Annotated in this window: 18 protein-coding genes; 15 read left to right on the top strand and 3 right to left on the bottom strand. The window is 64.1% G+C overall.

Annotated elements, in window-relative coordinates:
- Window positions 1–21 precede the first annotated feature (21 nt).
- The gene (locus Q0K23_RS00565; RefSeq protein ID WP_294516601.1) at window positions 22–1,518 is read left to right on the top strand and encodes a cell wall metabolism sensor histidine kinase WalK; all 1,497 of its coding nucleotides are present in this window, start codon (window positions 22–24) and stop codon (window positions 1,516–1,518) included.
- A 62-nt stretch (window positions 1,519–1,580) separates the two neighbouring features.
- Here the strand turns inward: Q0K23_RS00565 and cdd are convergent, their stop codons facing one another.
- Entirely contained in the window at window positions 1,581–1,985 is a 405-nt protein-coding gene (gene cdd, locus Q0K23_RS00560) for a cytidine deaminase (protein ID WP_294516598.1), read from the bottom strand.
- 198 nt (window positions 1,986–2,183) lie between these two features.
- Here cdd and Q0K23_RS00555 point away from each other — a divergent pair, with 198 nt between their 5' ends.
- From Q0K23_RS00555 to pgsA, 9 genes are all read left to right on the top strand, one after another.
- Complete coding sequence (locus tag Q0K23_RS00555; protein ID WP_294516596.1) at window positions 2,184–3,542, top strand: hypothetical protein; 1,359 nt, start codon at window positions 2,184–2,186, stop codon at window positions 3,540–3,542.
- A gap of 23 nt (window positions 3,543–3,565) precedes the next feature.
- Window positions 3,566–4,252 (top strand): response regulator transcription factor, encoded by a 687-nt coding sequence (locus Q0K23_RS00550; RefSeq protein WP_294516594.1) that lies wholly within the window; start codon window positions 3,566–3,568, stop codon window positions 4,250–4,252.
- Window positions 4,253–4,281: 29 nt separating this feature from the next.
- Window positions 4,282–5,712, top strand: a complete 1,431-nt coding sequence (locus Q0K23_RS00545; protein WP_294516592.1) for a cell wall metabolism sensor histidine kinase WalK — start codon at window positions 4,282–4,284, stop codon at window positions 5,710–5,712.
- A 74-nt stretch (window positions 5,713–5,786) separates the two neighbouring features.
- Complete coding sequence (locus tag Q0K23_RS00540) at window positions 5,787–6,767, top strand: DUF1385 domain-containing protein (protein WP_294516589.1); 981 nt, start codon at window positions 5,787–5,789, stop codon at window positions 6,765–6,767.
- 396 nt (window positions 6,768–7,163) lie between these two features.
- A complete protein-coding gene (gene prmC / locus Q0K23_RS00535; protein WP_294516585.1) occupies window positions 7,164–8,027 on the top strand; it encodes a peptide chain release factor N(5)-glutamine methyltransferase in 864 nt (287 codons plus the stop codon).
- Window positions 8,028–8,072: 45 nt separating this feature from the next.
- Window positions 8,073–9,185, top strand: coding sequence for a recombinase RecA (gene recA / locus Q0K23_RS00530; RefSeq protein WP_294516582.1), 1,113 nt, complete (start codon window positions 8,073–8,075; stop codon window positions 9,183–9,185).
- Entirely contained in the window at window positions 9,172–9,819 is a 648-nt protein-coding gene (locus Q0K23_RS00525; RefSeq protein ID WP_294516580.1) for a regulatory protein RecX, read from the top strand. The genes recA and Q0K23_RS00525 overlap by 14 nt, the downstream gene beginning before the upstream one ends.
- 91 nt (window positions 9,820–9,910) lie before the next feature.
- Window positions 9,911–11,260, top strand: coding sequence for a 30S ribosomal protein S12 methylthiotransferase RimO (gene rimO, locus Q0K23_RS00520; RefSeq protein ID WP_294516578.1), 1,350 nt, complete (start codon window positions 9,911–9,913; stop codon window positions 11,258–11,260).
- Between the two features lie 3 nt (window positions 11,261–11,263).
- Window positions 11,264–11,791 carry a CDP-diacylglycerol--glycerol-3-phosphate 3-phosphatidyltransferase gene (pgsA, locus tag Q0K23_RS00515; RefSeq protein WP_294516575.1) on the top strand — a complete coding sequence of 176 codons (528 nt, stop codon included), beginning with the start codon at window positions 11,264–11,266 and terminating at the stop codon, window positions 11,789–11,791.
- Window positions 11,792–11,852: 61 nt separating this feature from the next.
- Here pgsA and Q0K23_RS00510 read toward each other — a convergent pair whose 3' ends face one another.
- Entirely contained in the window at window positions 11,853–12,083 is a 231-nt protein-coding gene (locus Q0K23_RS00510; protein WP_294516573.1) for a hypothetical protein, read from the bottom strand.
- A gap of 137 nt (window positions 12,084–12,220) precedes the next feature.
- Window positions 12,221–12,829, bottom strand: coding sequence for a helix-turn-helix domain-containing protein (locus tag Q0K23_RS00505; RefSeq protein WP_294516571.1), 609 nt, complete (start codon window positions 12,827–12,829; stop codon window positions 12,221–12,223).
- 284 nt (window positions 12,830–13,113) lie between these two features.
- Between Q0K23_RS00505 and Q0K23_RS00500 the strand changes: the two genes are divergently transcribed.
- From Q0K23_RS00500 to Q0K23_RS00480, 5 genes are all read left to right on the top strand, one after another.
- Window positions 13,114–14,490 (top strand): NCS2 family permease, encoded by a 1,377-nt coding sequence (locus tag Q0K23_RS00500; protein ID WP_294516568.1) that lies wholly within the window; start codon window positions 13,114–13,116, stop codon window positions 14,488–14,490.
- Between the two features lie 344 nt (window positions 14,491–14,834).
- On the top strand, window positions 14,835–15,485 hold the full coding sequence (gene epsC, locus Q0K23_RS00495; RefSeq protein WP_294516566.1) for a serine O-acetyltransferase EpsC: 651 nt from the start codon (window positions 14,835–14,837) through the stop codon (window positions 15,483–15,485).
- 27 nt (window positions 15,486–15,512) lie between these two features.
- On the top strand, window positions 15,513–16,922 hold the full coding sequence (gene cysS / locus Q0K23_RS00490; protein WP_294516564.1) for a cysteine--tRNA ligase: 1,410 nt from the start codon (window positions 15,513–15,515) through the stop codon (window positions 16,920–16,922).
- Window positions 16,923–17,157: 235 nt separating this feature from the next.
- Window positions 17,158–17,622 (top strand): MarR family winged helix-turn-helix transcriptional regulator, encoded by a 465-nt coding sequence (locus Q0K23_RS00485; RefSeq protein ID WP_294516562.1) that lies wholly within the window; start codon window positions 17,158–17,160, stop codon window positions 17,620–17,622.
- Window positions 17,616–19,763, top strand: coding sequence for an ABC transporter ATP-binding protein (locus Q0K23_RS00480; RefSeq protein ID WP_294516560.1), 2,148 nt, complete (start codon window positions 17,616–17,618; stop codon window positions 19,761–19,763). The genes Q0K23_RS00485 and Q0K23_RS00480 overlap by 7 nt, the downstream gene beginning before the upstream one ends.
- Window positions 19,764–19,788 lie beyond the last annotated feature (25 nt).

Genomic DNA, 19,788 nt, shown 5'->3' with positions numbered 1-19,788 from the left:
GCGCGGAATGGGGAATGCGGTATGGCACGAAAACAAGTCAACAGGACGGCGGGAGAGGTAAAGTCCTCCATTGTCCTGCGGCTCAACACCAGGCTCTTCTTCCGCCTGCTGGGCATCTATGTGGGCATGAACCTGCTCATCTCCCTGCTGTTCTGCGGGGGCATGTTCGTCTGGGCGGAGCAGCAGGCCGCCCACATCAACGGCCTGGTGGAGGAGCGGGGCGTGCCCACGGCGGAGGCCACCGAGTGGATGAACGCGGGCAACTACATCGTCACCGCGGGCAGCGCCGACGGCGCGGGCTTTCGCCTGCCTGAGTGGCTGCCCGCTCCGGACGACACCGCCCAGGGCGTGCGGTACTTCAACCCGGGCGACATAAACTTTTTCTTTCTGATTCACTTCCGCACCGGCGGCACCACCAGCTACACTGTGGCCATGCCGGGAGAGGAGCCCTACACCATCACCCTGGATCTCCAGAGCCCCATGACCTTCTTCTCCGTGGTGTCCCGGGTGCTGCTGGTGTTCCAGCTGCTGAGTCTGATCTCCAATCTGTTCAAAAACGCCGGGACCATCAAAAAGACCCTGCGGCCCATCCAGGACCTGGCCGCCGCAGCCGCCCGGCTCAACACGGTCTCCGGCATGTCCCCCGAGGAGCTCCAGGCCCTGGCGGGCAAGCTGGACCAGATCAACGCCACCCACCTGGATACCCGCATCTCGGTGACCGGCCAGCAGAAGGAGCTCAAGACCCTGGCCGAGGCCATCAACGCCATGCTGGACCGGATCAACGAGGCCTACCGCTCCCAGATGCGCTTTGTCTCCGACGCCAGCCATGAGCTGCGCACCCCCATCGCCGTCATCCAGGGGTACGCCAACATGCTCAACCGCTGGGGCAAGGACGACCCCGCCACCCGCCAGGAGGCCATCGACGCCATCAGCGCCGAGGCCGCCTCTATGAAGGAGCTGGTGGAGCAGCTGCTCTTCCTGGCCCGGGGGGACAACGAGTCCATGCACGTGGAGTTTGAGAACTTCGACCTGACTGCCGTGGCCGCCGAGGTGCTGCGGGAGACCGAGATGATCGATCAGACCCACCAGTTCTCCGCCCGGTGGGAGGAGAGCGTGACCATAAACGCCGACGTGGGCCTCATCAAGCAGGCCATGCGCATTCTGGTGGACAACTCCATCAAATATACCCCTGCCGGCGGCAAGATCCGCCTGGGGGTGGAGAAGCGGGACGGCACCGCCCGGCTCACCGTCCAGGACGAGGGCCAGGGCATTGACGCGGCCAGCCTGCCCCACATCTTCGAGCGGTTCTACCGCACCGACCAGTCCCGGGCCCGCCAGACCGGCGGCACCGGCCTGGGCCTGGCCATCGCCAAGTGGATCGTGGACCGCCACGGCGGCTGGTTCGAGGTGACCAGCCGGGAGGGCATCGGCACCCGCATGACCGTGGTGCTCCCCCTGGCTCCGCCCGCCCAGCAGACCGCCCCGGATCAGCCGGAAGAGGAGAAAAAGCTGGCCTGAAACAGAATAAAACAGAGACAGCCCGGCGGACCAGATGGTCTGCCGGGCTGTCTGCGCTGTTTTTACTTCTCGATGTCCAGGGACTTGGGGCCGAAGCCATAGGGCAGCAGGTCCTTCAGGGACAGGGTGACAAATTCGTGGTCTCCACGGGCCACCAGCACCGTCAGGTCGGGGGCAAACTCATAGAGCATCTGCCGGCAGGAGCCGCAGGGCCAGCAGTAGTCCGCCGAATTGCCCACCACCGCGATGCGCCTCCAGTCGTCCCGGTGGCCCTCGCTCACCGCCTTCACAAGGGCGGTGCGCTCGGCGCAGATGGTGGAGCCGTAGGCCGCATTTTCCACGTTGCAGCCGGTGAACACCGTGCCGTCGGCACACTCCAGCGCCGCGCCCACGGGAAAGCCGGAGTAGGGCACGTAGGAGCGCTCCAGCATGGTAAAGGCCAGTTCTACCAGTTCTCGATCGGTCATAGGGCATGCCTCCTTTGATTCATTGTATCCTACGGGGCGGGGAAAAGTCAACCGTGGGCGTGGGAGACATAAAATTTGCAAATTACCATACCAAACAACAGGGAAATGTGATATGATATTCTCTGAATACGCAGCACGGGCCGGAGGACTTCCTCCGGCCCCCAACACCGCCACATTCTGCCCCCGGAGGGTTTTGAGATGAAGAAAACATGCCTGCTGTTTGTCGCCGCGGCCCTGCTGTTGGGCACCCTCACCGGCTGCTTCCGCTCGGTGGACGAGCTGTTCACCCTGCCCAAGCTGCCTGAGGAGTACCAGAACCTCCAGGAGAAGATCGAGGAGGTCACCACCGGTACCGGCGCCGAGTACGCCGCCCCCATCATGGGCGCCAACAACCAGCCTGTCCAGCTCCAGGACCTGGACGGGGACGGCGTCATGGAGGCCCTGGCCTTTTTCCGGGTCAGCGCCGCCAACGACGACAAGCCCCTGAAGATCTACATCTTCCGCCTCACCGACGACGGCTACGAGCTGGGCACCGTCATCGAGGGGGAGGGCTCCGCCATCAACTCCATCAGCTATGAGGACCTGAGCGGCAGCCAGGGCAAGGAGCTGGTGGTGAGCTGGCTGGTGAGCGGCAACGCCTATGTCCTGTCGGTCTACTCCATCGAGCGCTACCAGGCCACCGAGATGCTCCGCACCGGATACACCAGCTTTGAGCTCCAGGACCTGGACATGGACAACCGGAAAGAGATCGCCGTGGTGCGCCTGGACACCATTGAGGGCAAGAGCCGGGTGGAGTTCTACGATGCCGAGGAGAACGACCTGGTGCTCCGGTCCAGCCCTATGCTGTCCCAGGGGGTCACGGGCATCGTGACCGACGGCGTCCAGACCGGCTACCTCCGGGGGGACGCCGAGGGCAACACCACCGCCCCGGGGCTGTTCATCACCTCCTACCAGGGGGAGGGCGTGGTCACCGACATCTTTGCCTGGCGGGACGGCGCCCTGCAGAACATCACCCTGGAGAGCAGCGAGGCGGGCAGCGGCGTGGGTGTGAGCAACTCCACCCGCCGCGCCAAGGACGACGCCATGCCCACCGACATCAACGACGACAACTTCCTGGAGATCCCCATGCCCGTGCCCCTCATCTCCAGCGGTGGGGCCACCACGGCGGAGACCCTGTACACCTGGGTCCAGTACGACATGAACGGGGCGGGCACGCCGGTGTTCACCACCTACCACAACTTTGACGACGGCTGGTACTTTATCCTTCCCGACTGGTGGGAGAACAAGATCACCGTCAGCCAGTACTCCACCATCGGCGAGAAGGCCACCGCCTTTGCCCTGTGGACCGGGGAGGGGGAGGAGCCGGAGACCTTCCTCACCATCTACAAGCTGACCGGGCCCAACCGGTATACCCGCTCCCGCATGGGGGAGCGGTTCACCCTCACCGCCGACGAGAACACCATCTACTCCGCCGAGCTCAGGACCGACGTCTGGGACTGCGGCCTGGACGAGGCGGGCGTGCAGCAGATGTTCAAGCAGAGCACAACGGACTGGTAACACCGGACAAAAGGAGGCAGAACATGAAAAAGGTACTTGTGCTGGAGGATGAAGCCAACATCCGCAGCTTTGTGGTCATCAATCTCAAGCGGGCGGGCTACGAGGCCATCGAGGCCGAGACCGGCGAGGAGGCCCTGGCCCAGCTGCGCCGCAACCCGGACATCAAGGTGGCTCTGCTGGACATCATGCTGCCCGACATGGACGGCTTTGAGGTCTGCCGCCGTATCCGGGCCAGCGACAGCCAGATCGGCATCATCATGCTCACCGCCCGCACCCAGGAGATGGACAAGGTAACCGGCCTGATGACCGGCGCCGACGACTATGTGACCAAGCCCTTCTCCCCGGCGGAGCTGACCGCCCGCATCGACGCCCTCTACCGCCGCACCGGCGGCGGCGAAAAGGAGAGCAGCGGGGAGATCTCCCAGCCCCCCTTCCTGCTCAACACCCGCAACCAGACCCTGGAGAAAAACGGCCAGCGGGTCAAGCTGACCCCGGTGGAGTACTCCATCATCAAGCTCTTCATGGAGAAGCCCGGCCAGGCCCTCTCCCGGGAAGAGATCCTGGACACCGTCTGGGGCAGGGACTACTTCGGCGAACTGAAGATCGTGGACGTGAATATCCGCCGCCTGCGCATCAAGATCGAGGACAACCCCCAGAACCCCACCTACATCACCACCGTGTGGGGCTACGGATATAAATGGGGCTTCTGAGAGAGAACATCCGGGGGGAACAGCCACACATGAAATCCAACAAATTCAAAGGCATCCGCAAGCGGTGGATGGTCAACTCCATCAGCGTGGTGCTGCTTATCGTCCTGCTGGCAGTGACCGCCTTCTCGGTGGCCCTGGCGGGCTACTACTACTCCAGCATGAGCTCCGAGCTCAAGGGCAAGGCGGAGAGCGCCGTCAGCCAGAGCACCGCCCGCACGGAGACCGAGTACCTCCAGTACGCCCAGGACTATGTGTCCAACCGCTTCTCCGACCAGGACGGCATCCAGGTCCAGTTCATCGACGCCGCCAACGGCACCGTCCAGGTCTCCAGCTACGGCAACGACGACCGGTACGGCCTCACCGCCGGCACCAAGCCGGACACCCCCGACATCTCCGGCGCCATTGAGACCGTGGACACCGTCTCCTGGACCGGCAACGACCCCCAGACCGGCGAGCATATCATGGCCGTGTCCAGTCCCCTGGTCATCAACGGGTCGGTGGTGGCCGTGGCCCGGATGGTCACGTCCCTGCGGCTGGTGGACCGCCAGATGACCATGATCGTCATCATCGCCCTGCTCATCGGCGCCCTGATCCTGGCCCTGGTCTACTTCTCCAACCTGTACTTTGTCCGCTCCATCGTGGAGCCGGTGGCCAGCATCACCGAGACCGCCAAGCGAATCGCCGCCGGCAGCTACGGCATCCAGATCGAGAAGAAGTTCGACGACGAGATCGGCGACCTGACCGACACCATCAACGATATGTCCCTGAAGATCAAGCAGTCGGAGAAGCTCAAGAGCGAGTTCATCGCCTCGGTCTCCCACGAGCTGCGCACCCCCCTTACCGCCATCAACGGCTGGGCCGAGACCATCCAGAACGGCGAGGTGCGGGACGCCGAGGACGTGCGCAAGGGCATGAGCATCATCGTCTCCGAGGCCCGCAGGCTCACCAACATGGTGGAGGAGCTGCTGGAGTTCTCCCGCATTGAGGACGGCCGGTTCACCCTGTCCATCGAGCCGGTGGACATCAAGGCCGAGCTGGAGGACGCGGTGTACACCTACAAGGAGTTCTTCCGCAAGGAGGGGATCATCCTCAACTACGAGGACACCGAGGAGGAGTTCCCCACCATCGAGGCCGACCCGGAGCGGCTGCGGCAGGTGTTCTCCAACCTCTTCGACAACGCCGCCAAGCACGGCGGCAGCGGCAAGCGCATCGACACCGCCATCCACCGGGAGGAGGACCAGGTCGTCATCACCATCCGGGACTACGGCCCCGGTATCCCGGAGGAGGAGCTGCCCCACGTGAAGTACAAGTTCTACAAGGGCTCCTCCAAGGCCAGAGGCAGCGGCATCGGCCTGGCGGTGTGCGACGAGATCATCACCCGCCACAACGGTACCCTGGACATCGGCAACGCCGAGGGCGGCGGCTGTATCGTCACCATCCATCTGCCGATTGGAACATAAGTTCTAATTTTTCTTGCAATCGGGCCGCAGGTCTGATAAAATACAAAAGGCAACAAAAGGAGAAACACGACCTCATGTCAAACAGAGAGAAATCCTGCGCCACCCCCTTCAAGACCATGATCGGCGGGCAGGCGCTCATCGAGGGCATCATGATGATGGGCCCGGAGAAAAAGGCCGTCGTGGTGCGCAAGCCCGACGGCGGGCTGGAGGAGAAGGTGGACGACCGGGTCCTCATCAAGGACAAGTACCCCATTCTGGGCCTGCCCTTTATCCGGGGCATTTTCAGCTTCGGCTCCTCCATGGCCAACGGCGTGAAGGCCCTCATGTACTCCGCCTCCTTCTTCCCCGAGGACGAGGAGGAGCCGGAGGAGCCCTCCAAGTTCGAGCTGTGGCTGGAAAAGCACCTGGGCAGCGAGAAGGCCGCCAGCTTCTTTGTCACCCTGGCGGTCATCCTGGGCATGGCCTTCTCCGTGGGCCTGTTCATCCTGCTGCCCACCGCCCTGGTGGGCGCCGGCGCCGCCCTGGCCGGCGGCATGCCCATGTGGCTGCGCAACCTGCTGGAGGGCGTGGTCCGGGTGGTCATCTTTGTGGGCTACCTGATCCTCTGCTCCCGCATGAAGGACATCCGCCGGGTGTTCTCCTACCACGGCGCCGAGCACAAGACCATCTTCTGCTACGAGAAGGGACTGCCCCTGACGGTGGAGAACGTGCGGGCCCAGCCCCGCCACCATCCCCGCTGCGGTACCAGCTTCCTCTTTGTGGTCATCGTGGTGGCGATCCTGGTGTCCAGCGTGGTGTTCTCCTTCATCGAGGTGACCAACACCTTTGCCCGCATGGGCCTGCACCTGCTGATGCTGCCCATCGTGGTGGGCATTACCTATGAGATCAACCGCTTTGTGGGCGCCCACGACAATATCCTCTGCCGGGCCGTCCGGGCCCCGGGGCTGTGGATGCAGAACTTCACCACCTTTGAGCCGGACGACTCCATGATCGAGGTGGGCATCCGTTCCCTGACCCTGGTGCTGCCCAGCGAGAAGGGGAAGGATGCTTGGTAAAAGGAAGCGCTGAGCACCCGGGAGCAGGCGGATAAGACGGGAGCGGAGGCAAAAGACCAAGGAGGGGCACAGCCCCGGATGGGTTTTGCCGCAGTCGTACGGCTTATGCGCCGTCGCGGAGGGTGGGAAGCGTGACAGGGAGAAGCGCTGAGTCGTCGTGAGCAGGGCGGATGGACCGGAGCGAGGGCGCGAAACCGAAGGGCAGCGAAGCGGGCCTGTTTCAAGTCCGAGACGCAGGGAAGCCGCCCGTCGCGAACAGGCGAGGCGTGACAAGAAGCGCTGAGCCGTCCCCTCATCCGCCCCAGTGGGCGCACTGGGGCACCTTCACCCAGAGGGGGAAGGCCTTCGAAGCGGCGCAAAGAAAGAGAGAAAAAGCAGACAGGTGTGTGAGTGTGTGTGGCGACGACCTATAACAATCTCTATCTGGACGCCCGGCAGAAGCTGAAGGCGGCCGGTGTGGAGGCCGCCCAGCTGGAGGCCAGGGAGCTGGTCTGCTTCGCGGCGGGCAAGAACAGGGAGCAGTTTTTCCGGGACATGTCCCTCTACGCCTCCGACGAGGTGGAGGCAAAGGTGGCCGACCTGATGGCCCGCCGCCTGGCGGGGGAGCCGGTGGCCTATCTCATCGGTGAGTGGGAGTTCTACGGCCTGCCCCTGGACATCTCCCGGGACGTGCTCATCCCCCGGGCGGACACCGAGGTGCTGGCCGAGCAGGCCATCCTGGCCGCCCGTGCCGCGGGGGAGGGGGCCAGAGTGCTGGATCTGTGTGCCGGCAGCGGCTGCGTGGGCCTGGCGGTGGCCGCCAACGCCCCACTGTGCCGGGTGGTACTGGCCGATGTGTCGGAAGAGGCGCTGAAGATCTGCCGCCAGAACATCCGGCGCAACGACCTCAACGCCCGGGTGACCTGCGTCCAGACCGACGCGCGGCAGGTGCCCCCCGCCATGCTGTGGGATTTTGATGTCATCGCCTGCAACCCGCCCTACATCCCCACCGGGGACATTGACGGCCTGGACACCTCCGTCCGGGACTACGAGCCCCACCTGGCCCTGGACGGCGGCGACGACGGCCTGGACTTCTACCGGGACATTGCGGAGAAGTGGCGCACGGCCCTCCGGCTGGGGGGAGTGCTCCTCTTTGAGGTGGGCATCGGCCAGGCCTCCGACGTGGAGCAGATCCTGGCCCGCTGCGGCTATGAGGACATCGAGACCTTCCAGGACACCGGCGGCATCTGGCGCGTGGTGAAGGGGACGGCCAATCAATAACAACACCAGGGCGGAGGGCCGCCCGCTGAAAGGATGATACGCAACATGGCAGATAAGAAGAAATCCGCTGTGGAGAGCGCGGCGCCTGCCGCCGATAAGAAAAAAGCACTGGAGACCGCCATGGCCCAGATCGAGCGGGCCTACGGCAAGGGCTCCATCATGCGCCTGGGGGACAATGCCAGCATCGTGGTGGAGGCCATCCCCACCGGCTCCCTGTCCCTGGACCTGGCCCTGGGCATCGGCGGCCTGCCCAAGGGCCGCATCATTGAGATCTACGGGCCGGAGTCCTCCGGTAAGACCACCCTTGCCCTCCACGTGGCCGCCGAGGCCCAGAAGCGGGGCGGCGAGGTGGCCTTCATCGACGCCGAGCACGCCCTGGACCCCACCTATGCCCGCGCCCTGGGGGTGGATATCGACTCCATGCTCATCTCTCAGCCCGACACCGGCGAGCAGGGCCTAGAGATCTGCGAGGCCCTGGTCCGCTCCGGCGCCATCGACGTGGTGGTGGTGGACTCGGTGGCCGCACTGACCCCCCGGGCCGAGATCGAGGGCGACATGGGCGACTCCCATGTGGGCCTGCTGGCCCGCCTCATGAGCCAGGCCCTGCGCAAGCTGGCCGGCTCCATCGCCAAGACCAACTGCATCGTCATCTTCATCAACCAGCTGCGCGAGAAGGTGGGCGTGGTGTACGGCAACCCGGAGGTCACCACCGGCGGCCGCGCCCTGAAGTTCTACTCCTCCGTGCGCATCGACGTGCGCCGCACCGAGGCCCTCAAGAGCGGCTCCGAGGTCATCGGCAACCGCACCCGGGCCAAGGTGGTGAAGAACAAGGTGGCGCCCCCCTTCCGGGAGGCCGAGTTCGACATCATGTACGGCGAGGGCATCTCCAAGGTGGGCGAGCTCATCGACCTGGGCGTCAAGCTGGACCTGGTGCAGAAGAGCGGCTCCTGGTTCGCCATGGGCGACATGCGCCTGGGCCAGGGCCGGGACGCGGCCAAGCAGTTCCTGCGGGACAACCCGGAGGTGGCCGACAAGCTGGAGGCCGACATCCGCCGGGACTCCTACAAGCTGATGCCCAGTCAGGCCAAGGCCGCCGCCCGCGCCGCCGGCCGGGCCGTGGACGTGTCCGCCGAGGATTTTGAGGATGCGGATAGCTAAGCTCCTGCCCTCACAGCGTATCCAGGGCCGATGGCTGTGCCACTTAGAGGACGGGACCATCCTGCGGGTGACCGAGAACGAGGTGGCCTGCTTCGGGCTGTACTCCGGCATGGAGCTGACCCAAGAACTGCGGGGGCGGCTGGAGGAGGCCGTCCGCCGGGGCGAGGTGAAGGAAAAGGCCCTGCGGCTCCTGTCCGGGCGGCCCATGTCCCGGAAGGAGCTGGTGGACAAGCTCACCGCCCGCCCACGGGACAAGGAGAAGGAGCCCATCCCTGAGGAGCTGGCCGAGGAGGCCGCTGACCGGCTGGAGGAGCTGGGCTACCTCAACGACGCCGAGTACGCCCGCACCGTGGCCCGGCACTACGCCGCCAAGGGCTACGGGGAGCGGAAGCTGCGGGACGAGCTGTGGAAGCGGGGGGTGCCCCGGGAGTACTGGGACCAGGCCCTGGAGGAGGTCCAGGACCCCACGGACGGCATGGACGCCTTTATCCGCCGCAAGCTCATGGGCCGCACCGCCGACAAGGAGACGCTGGGCAAGCTGTCCGCCGCCCTGGCCCGCCGGGGCTACCGCTGGGAGGACATCCGCGCCGCCCTGAGCCGGTACGGTGAGACCTTCGAGGACGAGAGTATCTGAGAACAGAGAGAATTTCAAGGGAAAACCGGAAATGGGGCATTTTCCCCTTTTCATTTTGTACGTTTCGTGATATCCTGTACTTCACGTTCAGATGAAGGAGTTACACGCTGTGAATCAGTATAAAGTTGCGTTTGTTTCCCTTGGCTGCGCCAAGAATCTGGTGAATACCGAGCAGATGATGGCTCTGTGCCGGGACGCGGGCTATGAGGTGGTGGCCAACCCCGAGGGGGCCGACGTGGCCGTCCTCAACACCTGCGGATTTATCGACTCGGCCAAGAGCGAGGCCATTGACAACATCCTGGAGCTCTCCCAGCTCAAGAGCAAGGGGACCCTGGGCAAGCTGCTGGTGACGGGCTGCCTGTCCCAGCGGTACAAGGACGAGCTGATGGAGGAGATGCCCGAGGTGGACGGCGTGCTGGGTACCGGCAGCTACACCGACATCGTCCCCGCCGTGGAGTCCGTCATGGAGGGGGACCAGCCCACCTTCTTCGGCGACATCGATCACACCATCGAGGACGGCGCCCGGATGGTGTCCACCCCCGCCTACACCGCCTACCTGAAGATCGCAGAGGGCTGCGACAACCGCTGCTCCTACTGCATCATCCCCTACCTCCGGGGCCGCTACCGCAGCCGGACCATGGAGTCCCTGCTCGCCGAGGCCAAGGGGCTGGCCGACCGGGGTGTGAAGGAGCTCATCGTCATCGCCCAGGACATCACCCGCTACGGCACCGACCTGTACAAGAAGCGGATGCTGGGCGAGCTGCTCAGGGAGCTGTGCAAGCTGCCCTTCCACTGGGTGCGGCTGCACTACCTGTACCCCGACGAGCTGGATGACGACCTGATTGAGGTCATCGCCAGCGAGCCCAAGATCCTCAAGTACATCGACATCCCCCTCCAGCACATCAACGACAAGCTGCTCCGGGCCATGAACCGCCGGGGCACCAAGGCGGAGATCCTGGCCCTGCTGGACAAGCTGCGGCAGCGCATCCCCGGCCTGGTGCTGCGCACCTCCCTCATCGCCGGCCTGCCCGGCGAGGGCGAGGCCGAGTTCGAGGAGCTGTGCGACTTCCTGCGGGAGGCCCGCATTGAGCGGGCGGGCATTTTCCAGTTCTCCCCGGAGGAGGGCACCCCTGCCGCCGTCATGCCCAACCAGGTGGACCCGGACACCGCCGCCCGCCGGGTGGAGCTGCTGGTGGACCTCCAGTCCCAGGTGATGGACGACTTCAACGAGAGCCGCCTGGGCGAGACCCTGGAGGTGCTCTGTGAGGGCTTTGACCCGGACATGGGCTGCTACGCCGGCCGTTCCTACGCCGATTCCCCCGACGTGGACGGCAAGGTGTTCTTCACCGCTGCCGGGCTGGTGCCCGCCGGCACCTTTGTCAACGTGCGCATCACCGGCACCGAGGACGGCGACCTGATGGGCGAGATTGAGGAGGCGTAAGGGATGAATACGGCCAACAAGCTCACCCTCAGCCGGGTGGTCATGATCCCGCTGTTCCTGGTGGTGCTCTATCTGGGCTTCCCGTACAGCCGGTATGTGGCCCTGGCCATCTTTATCCTGGCCAGCATCACCGACTTCGTGGACGGGTACATTGCCCGCCACTACAACCAGGTCACCGATTTCGGCAAATTCATGGACCCCCTGGCCGACAAGCTGCTGGTCATGGCCGCCATGCTGTGGTTCGTGGAGACCGGCCGTTTCCCCGCCTGGGCCCTGCTGATCGTCATCGCCCGGGAGTTCGCCGTCACCGCCCTGCGGCTCATCGCCGTGGAGCGGGGCCGGGTGATCGCCGCCGCCTGGTCCGGCAAGATCAAGACCGCCTCCACCATGGTGGGCATCTGCGTCATGTTCGTGTTCCCCAACGTGGTGGTGGATACGGTGGTCATGGCCATCATTGTCCTCACCACCCTCTACTCCGGCGTGGAGTACTTTATCAAGAACCGGGACGTTATGGACTGGAAGAACATGTGATGCACCAAAGCCCCCGGCCGCTCAATCTGAGCGGCCGGGGGCTTTCTGCAACAGGACGGAGTCAGGGGCGGCGCTGCGCCTTGGTCAGGCGGAGAAGAGGCAAAACGGCCAGTCCGCCCGCCAGATAGGCCAGCAGGTCCAGGGGGTCGGACACGGAACCGGAAATCAGAAGGGGAGAGACGTACTCCCAGAACAGGCCGCACAAGAGCAGAAAGGCGGCGGCGGGCAGTACTCTGGTGAGAGGCGGCAGCCGTCCGGCGGACAGCAGCAGGTTCACCAGGGCGAGGATCATGCCCCCGGCCAGGATATCATGGAAGTACCAGGCGAAGAAGCGCCCCTCTGCCCCGGGCAGGCCGGTGAGGGCCAGGCGGCTGAGCCAGTAGAGGGCGGCTGTGAGAACGATGATGGCAAAGGGGAGGGCGTTGGTCCTCAGAAAATCATCATGAGCAGCAGGGCCAGAATGACACCCAGCATGACGGCCAGCACCGTGCCGCCGAACCCCAGTCCGCCCCGCTTCTCCTCCGGGGCCTCGATAGGGTCCGCACGGAGCATGGCCTCCTGGCTCTGGGCGCTCTCGTCCCGGATGACCTTCACCAGGCCGCAGGTCTCAAAGTCCTTGGCCCAGCGGTAGGCCTCCTCCAGCGTCAGGCCGGAGGCCAGCGCCACGGGCAGAAGGGGTACCATCCGGTCCACGTCCTCCTCCGACATGCCGCTGTTGCGCAGGATACGGCGGGTCTCCCAGGGGCTGGGGTTGGTGTCCAGCAGGATCAGGGAGTAGCCGCCCGACGGCGCCTGAGGCTGGGATTGGGCCTGTGGTGCGGAGCCGTCGGGTTTATTCTCCGCCTTGCCCAGCAGCAGATAGTCGGCGGACAGATGAAAGAGCTCGCACATTTTGCTCACGGTGTCCAGATCGGGTTTGGTCTGGCCGCTCTCCCACTTGCTCACCGCCTGGCGGGATACCCCAAGGGCCTCCCCCAGCTGCTCCTGGGACATACCTGCCGCCCGCCGAGCCGCGGCGATCCGTTCGTTCAGTTCCATAGCGAACCTCCTCCAATATCGCATCCGCCGTCCCTCATGCCAGGGGCGGCGGCCTTCTTTCCGATTTCAGTGTACCAAAAAGAGGGGGGTTCCTCAAGCGATACAAGCTGGAAATCTGTCAACTCCAGGTTGACAACGGGGCGGAGGGGATCTGAAGGGCAAAAAAACGGGGCGGAATGGATGGCTTTACAACCATTTCCAAGCTGTTATACTAATATCAATTGCGGCCCATGGGCCGCCGGTTGACAAAAGAACCGTTTGAAAGCAGAGAGGAGAAGAGGGAGATGCAGCAGACACAGGGAGGCGCTTTGGAGCGGATATTCCATCTCCGGGAACAGAACACCAGCGTAAAGACTGAGGTGGTGGCAGGCCTGACCACCTTTGTGACCATGGCCTACATTCTGGCCGTCAATCCCCTGATTCTGGGGGACGCGGGCATGGACAAGGGCGCGGTATTCACCGCCACCTGTCTGGCCTCCATGGTGGCCACCATCTGCATGGCCTTTCTGTCCAACTACCCCTTCGCCCTGTCGGCGGGCATGGGCCTTAACGCCTACTTCGCCTACACCGTGGTGCTCAAGATAGGGTACAGCTGGCAGATGGCCCTGGCCGCCGTATTCGTGGAGGGCGTGATCTTTATCGTCCTCTCCCTGACCCGGGTGCGGGAGGCGGTGTTCAACGCCATCCCAATGTCACTCAAGCACGCCGTGTCGGCGGGCATCGGGCTGTTTATCGCCTTCATCGGCATGCAGAACTGCAAGCTGGTGGTGGACAGCTCCACCCTGGTGGAGATGTACAGCTTCGCCGATAACCGGGCGGAGTTCTCCACCGTGGGCATCACTGTGGTGCTGGCCATGGTGGGGGTGCTCATCACCGGCATCCTGGTGGTCCGGGGCGTGAAGGGCAACATCCTGTGGGGTATCCTGGCCACCTGGGTGCTGGGCATCCTGTGCCAGCTCACCGGGCTGTACGACCCGTCGGTGCTGGGCAGCGTGCTGCCCGACTTCTCCGGCGGCATCGCCGTGCCCAGCGTCATGCCCACCCTGGGACAGATGGACTTCAGCGCCCTGCTGACCCCTGAGTTTGCGGTGGTGGTGTTCGCCCTGCTCTTTGTGGACGTGTTCGACACCATGGGCGGCCTCATCGGCATCGCCTCCAAGGCGGACATGCTGGACGAGAACGGCCGCCTGCCCCGGCTGCGGGGCGCCCTGCTGGCCGACGCCATCGGCACCACTGCCGGCGCTGTGCTGGGCACCTCCACCGTCACCACCTTCGCCGAGAGCGCCGCGGGCGTGGCCGAGGGCGGCCGCACCGGCCTGACCGCCCTGGTCACCGGCGGACTGTTCGGGGTGGCCCTGTTCCTGTCCCCCCTGTTCCTGGCGGTGCCCTCCTTCGCCACCGCCCCCGCCCTCATCGTGGTGGGCTTCATGATGGTGGGCTCCCTCCTCAAGGTGGACTTCACCGACCTGGCCGACGCCATCCCCGCATTCCTCTGTTTCCTGGCCATCCCCTTCCTGTACTCCATCTCCGAGGGCATCGCCCTGGGCGTCATCTCCTATGTGGTCATCCACGCTGCCGCCGGCCGGAAGGACCGCCGCCGGATCAGCCCCGCCATGTACGTGCTGGCCGCCCTCTTTGTGCTCAAATACATCCTGATTTAAGGGGACACGCCGCCCTTGACACACCGAAGGCCCCGTGATAGTATAATGAACTGTACCGGCGGAGTATCCGCCCAAATGAATATCGCGAGGAACGGAAAGAGTAGCGCAGGCCTTACCGGCCAGAGAGGGACCGTCACCGGCTGAGAGCGGTCCCGCGGGAACCCCGCGCGAAGTGCGTCCGGGAGCGAGAGGGATGCAGATGCCCTCCGGCTGGCCCCGTCACCGGCCTTTGAGTGAGAAACGAGAGTGGAACCGCGGTTTTTGATCGCCTCTTGTGCCTTTGGGCACAGGAGGCGTTTTTCTTTTATCACCCGCCCCGCAGGCGGACGGACAGGAGGCATTCCATGACCAGACTTGGCGAGACCCTGCGGGCCTATCAGGCCCGTGACCCGGCGGCCCGCAGCCGCCTGGAGATCTTTCTGCTCTACCCCGGCGTGCACGCCGTCATCTACCACCGCATCGCCCACTGGTTCTACCGGCACAGGCTCTTCTTCCTGGCCCGGTGCGTGTCCCAGTGGAGCCGGTGCTGGACCGGCATCGAGATCCACCCCGGAGCCAAGATCGGCCGCAGGCTGGTCATTGACCACGGCATGGGCATCGTCATCGGCGAGACCGCCGAGATCGGGGACGACTGCCTCATCTACCACGGCGTCACCCTGGGCGGCACCGGCAAGGACCACGGCAAGCGCCACCCCACCCTGGGCAACAATGTGATGGTGTCGGCCGGGGCCAAGGTGCTGGGCCCCTTCAAGGTGGGGGACAACTCCCGCATCGCGGCCAACGCCGTGGTGCTCACCGAGATCCCACCCGACGCCACCGCCGTGGGCGTGCCCGCCCGGGTGGTGCGCATTGCCGGCGAGCGGGTGGACTACGCCTCCAAGGTGGACCAGATCCACATCACCGACCCGGTGCAGAAGGAGCTCCAGGCCCTGTCCTCCCGGCTGGAGTGGCTGGAGCAGTTCATCGACCAGCAGGCCAAAAACGGAAACCTTTAATCTATAAAAACAAGGAGATATCAGAATATGAAGCTCTACAATTCCCTCTCCCACACCAAGGAGGAATTCGTCCCCCACGTGCCCGGCAAGGTGTCCATGTACACCTGCGGCCCCACGGTGTACCACTTCGCCCACATCGGCAATCTGCGCTCCTATATCATGGAGGATGTGCTGGAGAAGTTCCTCCGCTATGACGGCTACGACGTGAAGCGGGTCATGAACATCACCGACGTGGGCCACCTGGCCTCCGACGCCGACACCGGCGAGGACAAGATGGTCAAGGGCGCCCAGCGGGAGCACAAGACCGTCATGGAGATCGCCAAGTTCTACACCGACGCCTTCTTCGCCGACTGCAAGAAGTTGAACATCAAGTACCCCGACGTGGTCCAGCCCGCCACCGGCATGATCGACAGCTATATCAAGGTCATCACCAAGCTGCTGGACACCGGCTACGCCTACCTGGCCGGGGGCAACGTGTACTTCGATACCTCCAAGCTCAAGCGCTACTACGTGTTCAACGACCACGACGAGGAGAACCTGGCTGTGGGCGTCCGGGACAGCGTGGAGGAGGACCAGAACAAGCGCAACAAGGCCGATTTCGTCCTGTGGTTTACCAAGAGCAAGTTCGAGGACCAGGCCCTCAAGTGGGACTCCCCCTGGGGCGTGGGCTACCCCGGCTGGCACATCGAGTGCTCCTGCATCTCCATGAAGTACCTGGGGGAGTACCTGGACATCCACTGCGGCGGCATTGACAACGCCTTCCCCCACCACACCAACGAGATCGCCCAGTCCGAGGCCTACCTGGGCCACCCCTGGTGCAAATACTGGATGCACGTCCACCACCTGAACACCAGCACCGGCAAGATGAGCAAGTCCAAGGGCGAGTTCCTCACCGTCTCCCTGCTGGAGGAGAAGGGCTACGACCCCCTGGTCTACCGGCTGTTCTGCCTTCAGTCCCACTACCGCAAGGGCCTGGTGTTCACCTGGGAAAACCTGGACAACGCCAAGGCCGCCTACGACAAGCTGGTGAGCCGCGTGGCCGCCCTGGGCGAGGAGGGCGACGTGGACCAGGCCGCCGTGGACGCCGCCAGAGCCGCCTTCATCGAGGCTGTGGGCAACGACCTGAACACCTCTCTGGGCGTCACCGCCGTGTACGACGCCCTCAAGGCCGACGTGAACGACGCCACCAAGCGGGCCATCATCGCCGACTTTGACAAGGTGCTGGGTCTGGACCTGCTGGGCCGGGCCGCCGCCCTGAAGGAGAAGGAGGCCGTCCCCGCGGAGGGCGCCGAGGAGATCGAGGCCCTCATCGCCCAGCGCGCCCAGGCCAAGAAGGAGAAGAACTGGGCCCAGGCCGACGCCATCCGGGATCAGCTCAAGGCCATGGGCGTGGAGATCAAGGACACCCCCAATGGCGTGGAGTGGAAGCGGATATAATAACAGAATAGAGCGTCTCTGCCCCCGGGGCTCCACAGCCCCGGGGGCTTTTTGTGCTTTCGGTTGACATAAATGAATACAGGGATACCCATGACACGGAACAAAGGAGAGTGGTCTGAGCGCGGATTTTTTTGTGCACAATGCGGTTGACAGGACAGGGGTCGGGCGCGTATGATATCATAACGTGATTAAAAGATAACTGCATTAACAATTAGCAAGGAAAGAAGGTGAAAGCGTGGAGCACAGAGAGATACAGCGGGAGATCTTCCAGGCCCTGCACCGGTTCGGAAAGCTGAATACCGGGCAGCTCATTGAGACGGAAGGCCTGACCCAGGGGGAGTTCTTCGGGCTCTCCATGCTGCGGGAGCACCTGAAGGAGCACCCGGAGGGGATGCACGTCCGGGAGCTGGCCCAGTGCGCCCGGGTCTCAGCCCCCAGAGTGTCCCGGATGCTGCGGGACATGGAGGAGCGGAACCTCATCGAACGGCGGATCGACAAGTCCGACCGGCGCAATACCTACATCGTCCTCACCGACCAGGGTGAGGCGGCCAGGTGCAGGACGGCGGAGCGGCTGTCCCGGTTCCTGGACCGGGTGGTGGAGCGGATGGGCCAGGAGAATGTCCAGGCCATGATTGACCTGTGGAACCAGTTCTCCGCCATTCTGGAAGACGAACGAGCAAAGGAGACAGAGCAGTGCTGAAATTGATACGCTATCTCAAGCAGGTGAAATGGCCCATCCTGGCCATTATGCTCCTGCTGGTGGTGCAGGCCTGGTGCGACCTGAGCCTGCCGCAGTACACATCGGACATTGTGGATGTGGGCATCCAGCAGGGGGGCATCGAGCACGCCGCCCCCGACCAGATCCGGGACGAGACCATGGAGGACCTGAAGCTCTTCATGGACGAGGACAGCTGGAGCAAGGTGGAGGCCGCCTATACGCTGAATGACGACGGCATCTGGTACCGGAACAAGGTGAGTGAGAGCGCCCTGGAGGAGCTGGACGATGTGTTCGGCATGCCCATGCTCATGCTCTCCGCCATGGAGGAGCAGGGCATGGACGCCGCTACCCTCCAGGCCATGCTCGCCTCCGGCCAGATGACCCTGGAACAGCTCCAGGCCATGGCGGACCAGGCTCTGGAGCAGTTCGGCACCCAGTCCGACATGATCGTGGAGCAGAAGGCTCTCCTCTTTGTCAAAGAGGAGTATGCCGCCATGGGCCTGGACCTGGACCAGATCCAGATGAACTACCTGCTCTCTACCGGCGGCAAGATGCTGGGCATCTCCCTGCTGATGGCCGCTGCCGCCATCCTGGTGGGTCTGCTGGCCTCCCGCACCGCCGCCCAGCTGGGCATGAGCCTCCGCGGCGACGTGTTCAAGGCCGTCATGTCCTTCTCCAACGCGGAGATCGACAAGTTCTCCACCGCGTCCCTCATCACCCGCTCCACCAACGACATCCAGCAGGTGCAGATGGTGGTGGTGCTCATGCTGCGCATCGTCATCTATGCACCCATCCTGGGCATCGGCGGCATTGTCAAGGTGGCCACCACCCACACCGGCATGGAGTGGATCATCGCCGTGGCCGTGGGCACCGCCCTGGTGCTGGTGGCCCTGCTCATGGGCCTGGCCCTGCCCAAATTCAAGCGGATGCAGACCCTGGTGGACAAGATGAACCTGGTCTCCCGGGAGATCCTCACCGGCCTGCCCGTCATCCGGGCCTTCAGCCGGGAGAAGCACGAGGAGAAGCGCTTCGACCTGGCCAACCTGGACCTGAAGAAGACCCAGCTGTTCACCAACCGGGTCATGACCTTCATGATGCCCATGATGATGCTGCTGATGAACGGCGTGTCCATCCTCATCGTGTGGAACGGCGGCCACGGCATCGACGCGGGCACCATGCAGGTGGGCGATATGATCGCCTTCATCACCTACACCATGCAGATTGTCATGTCCTTCCTCATGATCGCCATGATCGCCATCTTCCTACCCCGGGCCAGCGTGGCCGCCGAGCGTATCGACGAGGTGCTCCAGACCAAGCCCATCATCCGGGACAAGCGGAAGGTGAAGGACAATACCAAGGAGCAGTGGAAGGGCGTGGTGGCCTTTGAGGACGTGTCCTTCCGCTACCCCGACGCCGGGGCCGACGTGCTGGAGCACATCACCTTCACCGCTCAGCCCGGCCAGACCACCGCCATCATCGGCTCCACCGGCTCGGGCAAGTCCACCCTGCTGAACCTGATCCCCCGGTTCTTCGACGTGAGCTACGGCCGCATCACCATGGACGGCGTGGACATCCGGGACCTGTCCCAGCACAAGCTCCACGAGCTGCTGGGATATGTGCCCCAAAAGGGCGTGCTCTTCTCCGGCGACATTGAGTCCAACCTGAAGTTCGGCGGCGCGAACATCACCGACCAGGCCATGGAGGAGGCGGCGGAGATCGCCCAGGCCAAGGAGTTCATCGACTCCAAGCCCGACGGCTACCACACCCCCATCGCCCAGGGCGGCACCAACGTGTCCGGCGGCCAGAGACAGCGGCTGTCTATCGCCCGGGCCATCGCCAAGAACCCCAGAGTGTTCCTCTTTGACGACTCCTTCTCCGCCCTGGACTACAAGACCGACGTGGTCCTCCGCCGGGCCCTCAACGAGAAGGTAAAGGACGCCACCGTCATCATCGTGGCCCAGCGGATCTCCACCATCCTCCACGCTGACCAGATCGTGGTGCTGGACGAGGGCAGGATCGCAGGCATCGGCACCCACGAGGAGCTGATGAAGACCTGCCCCACTTATCAGGAAATTGCAAGAAGCCAGCTCTCCGCAGCGGAATTGGGAGGTGAGGGAGCATGAGCGAGACAAAACAGACCCACACCCA

It is taken from the genome of uncultured Pseudoflavonifractor sp. (assembly GCF_944387275.1).
GTDB classification, from domain to species: domain Bacteria; phylum Bacillota; class Clostridia; order Oscillospirales; family Oscillospiraceae; genus Pseudoflavonifractor; species Pseudoflavonifractor intestinihominis.
The sequence above is the reverse complement of the archived record's forward strand: the minus strand, read 5'-3'. Positions and strand labels throughout refer to the sequence as shown.

Coding starts and splice junctions, on each gene's coding strand:
- rimO (WP_294516578.1), top strand. CDS start 9,911: ATGAAGGAGTTACACGCTGTGAATCAGTATAAAGTTGCGTTTGTTTCC.
- Q0K23_RS00505 (WP_294516571.1), bottom strand. CDS start 12,829: ATGGAACTGAACGAACGGATCGCCGCGGCTCGGCGGGCGGCAGGTATG.
- recA (WP_294516582.1), top strand. CDS start 8,073: ATGGCAGATAAGAAGAAATCCGCTGTGGAGAGCGCGGCGCCTGCCGCC.
- cdd (WP_294516598.1), bottom strand. CDS start 1,985: ATGACCGATCGAGAACTGGTAGAACTGGCCTTTACCATGCTGGAGCGC.
- Q0K23_RS00555 (WP_294516596.1), top strand. CDS start 2,184: ATGAAGAAAACATGCCTGCTGTTTGTCGCCGCGGCCCTGCTGTTGGGC.
- pgsA (WP_294516575.1), top strand. CDS start 11,264: ATGAATACGGCCAACAAGCTCACCCTCAGCCGGGTGGTCATGATCCCG.
- Q0K23_RS00565 (WP_294516601.1), top strand. CDS start 22: ATGGCACGAAAACAAGTCAACAGGACGGCGGGAGAGGTAAAGTCCTCC.
- Q0K23_RS00525 (WP_294516580.1), top strand. CDS start 9,172: ATGCGGATAGCTAAGCTCCTGCCCTCACAGCGTATCCAGGGCCGATGG.
- Q0K23_RS00500 (WP_294516568.1), top strand. CDS start 13,114: ATGCAGCAGACACAGGGAGGCGCTTTGGAGCGGATATTCCATCTCCGG.
- epsC (WP_294516566.1), top strand. CDS start 14,835: ATGACCAGACTTGGCGAGACCCTGCGGGCCTATCAGGCCCGTGACCCG.
- Q0K23_RS00510 (WP_294516573.1), bottom strand. CDS start 12,083: ATGATCCTCGCCCTGGTGAACCTGCTGCTGTCCGCCGGACGGCTGCCG.
- Q0K23_RS00550 (WP_294516594.1), top strand. CDS start 3,566: ATGAAAAAGGTACTTGTGCTGGAGGATGAAGCCAACATCCGCAGCTTT.
- Q0K23_RS00540 (WP_294516589.1), top strand. CDS start 5,787: ATGTCAAACAGAGAGAAATCCTGCGCCACCCCCTTCAAGACCATGATC.
- cysS (WP_294516564.1), top strand. CDS start 15,513: ATGAAGCTCTACAATTCCCTCTCCCACACCAAGGAGGAATTCGTCCCC.
- Q0K23_RS00545 (WP_294516592.1), top strand. CDS start 4,282: ATGAAATCCAACAAATTCAAAGGCATCCGCAAGCGGTGGATGGTCAAC.